At 60.1% G+C, this 2,471-nt stretch carries 2 protein-coding genes; both read right to left on the reverse strand.

The genetic code is table 11. From position 1 onward, the window contains the following. Window positions 1–109: 109 nt before the first annotated feature. Complete coding sequence (gene istB, locus KORM41_RS00005) at window positions 110–868, reverse strand: IS21-like element helper ATPase IstB (protein ID WP_068143101.1); 759 nt, start codon at window positions 866–868, stop codon at window positions 110–112. Further along, window positions 865–2,361, reverse strand: coding sequence for an IS21 family transposase (istA, locus tag KORM41_RS00010; RefSeq protein WP_156431830.1), 1,497 nt, complete (start codon window positions 2,359–2,361; stop codon window positions 865–867). Before istA ends, istB begins: the two co-directional genes overlap by 4 nt. Window positions 2,362–2,471: the final 110 nt, after the last annotated feature.

Genomic DNA, 2,471 nt, shown 5'->3' on the forward strand with positions numbered 1-2,471 from the left:
TGTCAAGGGCGGAGCAAAATTAGGCCATAGGGCGGCGTAAAAGTGAGCCAGTATGGATATGGTTGATATGATAGCCGGGGGCATGCCCCCGGCTATCATATTTTGGCGATCATTTTGGGTGGGGTTTTGAGCGGCTCTGCGCGAGGCGGTAGCTTTCGCCGTTCATCTCGAGGATGTGAACATGGTGGGTCAGCCGGTCGAGGAGCGCGCCGGTGAGGCGTTCCGAGCCGAAGGTTTCTGTCCACTCGTCGAACGGAAGGTTGCTGGTGATGATGGTGGAGCCACTTTCATATCGCTCGGAGAAGACCTCGAACAACAGTTCGGCGCCGGTCTTTGAGAGCGGCACAAAGCCCAGTTCGTCAACGATCAGCAATCTGTATTTGGCCAGCTTCTTCTTGTAGCGCAGCAGGGACTTCTCATCCCTCGCCTCCATCAGTTCATGCACCAGGACGCTGGCCGTGGTGAAGCCGACGCTGATGCCCTTCTGGCAGGCGGCCAGCCCGAGACCGAGGGCGACATGGGTCTTGCCGGTGCCACTGGGGCCAAGGGCGATGATATTCTCATAACGGTCCACATACTCTGAGCGTGCGAGCGTGAGCACTAGCATCTTGTTCAGCTCGGGAATGGCCTTGAAGTCAAAGCTGTCGAGGCTCTTGACCGCCGGGAACTTCGCCAACCGGATCCGCCGCTCGATCATCCGCCTTTCCCGGTCGATCAGTTCCAGCTCGGTGAGCCGGGCCAGATAACCGGTATGGTCAACACCTTCAGACGCACACTGGCGGGCCACCTTGTCATAGTCCCGAAGGAAGGTGGGCAGGCGCAGCTTCTTCAGATGGTGGGATAGCAGTATCTGGGGTGCTTCACTCATGACGCTGCCCCCATCAGACACATATAGCTGGACGGGGATGTGGTGCCCACCGTGGCCTTCGGCAGGTAGGGGTAAAGGCTCAGGTCAAGCCGGGCCGGTCGGCGTTCGATCCGGCACAGCACCAGATGCCTGATGGCGTCATAGCCGATGGCCCCCAACCTCAGGGCGTCCTTCACGGCTGCCGACAGCGTCTCCATATCCACGGTGTCCAATAGTCTCAGCACTTGGACATATTCCCGCTTGCCGGCCTTGCCCATGCGGGCTTCCAGCAGGCGGCGCAGTTTGAGGATTTCCTCCGGCAGGTTCCAGCCATCAAGCGGGGCCGCCTGATCAAGGCTCATGATCTTGCGCTCAATCAGCGGCAGGTAATGCAATGGATTGAAGATCATATCCGCCTCGTCATAGGAGCGCTCGTGGCGGGCGATGATCTCCCCGGCACAGCCAATGACCACCTCGCCGACATAGCCCCGGACCCAGACCTCCCGGTGGGCAAAGGCAACAGGCACCGAATAATCATTGCCCTTGTAACGCACCAGCGACAGGGACGTGACCCGACCGGCCTGCTTGTGGCAGGCATCGAAGAACGCCCCCGGCAAGGGGCGCATTGCCGCCAGATCAGCCTGCAGCCGGTCCCCGATGCTCACCTTGTGCCCTGACAGGACATCTGACTGCCGCCTGGTACAAGCGTCCTCCAGATAGTCGTTGAAAGCGTCAAAGCTGGCGAAGGACGGAATGGGGACCATGAAGGTCCGGCGCATATAGCCGACCATGCCTTCAACCTTGCCCTTATCGTTGCCCTTGCCGGGGCGGCCATAGCGGTCCTCTATCAGATAGTGGGACAGGAAGGCCGAGAAGCTGTCGGTCCGCTTGCGCGTGCCATCCGGCAGAATGCGAGATACAAGACAGCGGTCATTGTCGTACAGGACCGACTGCGGCACAGCGCCAAAGAAGGCAAAGGCATGGTTGTGGCCGTCCAGCCAGGCCTCCGTCGTGGCCCGGGGATAGGCCCTGACATAACAGGCATCGCTATGCGGCAGGTCCAGCACGAAGAAGTGGGCCTTCTGCCGCACCCCGCCGATGACCACCTGGGCCTCGCCGAAGTCCGCCTGCGCGTGACCGGGGGTGTGGCTCAGCGGTACATAGACCTCGCGGCTGGTCCGACGGTACTCTCTCACATAGTCCTTGATGATCGTATAACCGCCATCAAAGCCATACTCGGAGCGTAGGCGCTCGAAGATACGCTTCGCTGTATGGCGCTGCTTGCGCCCTACCTGGCGGTCACCCTCCAGAATACTGTCGATGATGTCGGTGTAGCCATCAAGCTTGGGACGCCTGACCGGCACTGAGCGCCGGTAGCCCGGCGGCTCTGAATGCGAGAGCATCTTCGCGACTGTGTCACGGCTGATCCCGAAACGCCGGGCAGCCTCCCGGTTGCTCAGGCCTTGCACATGGCACGCAAGGCGAACCCTTCTGTATAAATCCACTGAATAAATCCTCCGGCCCTCCCATCAAATGGAAAAGCCAAAAAGTGGCAGACTTTTACTCCGCCCGCAGCAACACAACGCCGCCGCTTCAGTGGCCTACTTTTACACCGCCCTATACA

It is taken from the genome of Kordiimonas lipolytica, assembly GCF_001550065.1.

Coding starts and splice junctions, on each gene's coding strand:
- istB (WP_068143101.1), bottom strand. CDS start 868: ATGAGTGAAGCACCCCAGATACTGCTATCCCACCATCTGAAGAAGCTG.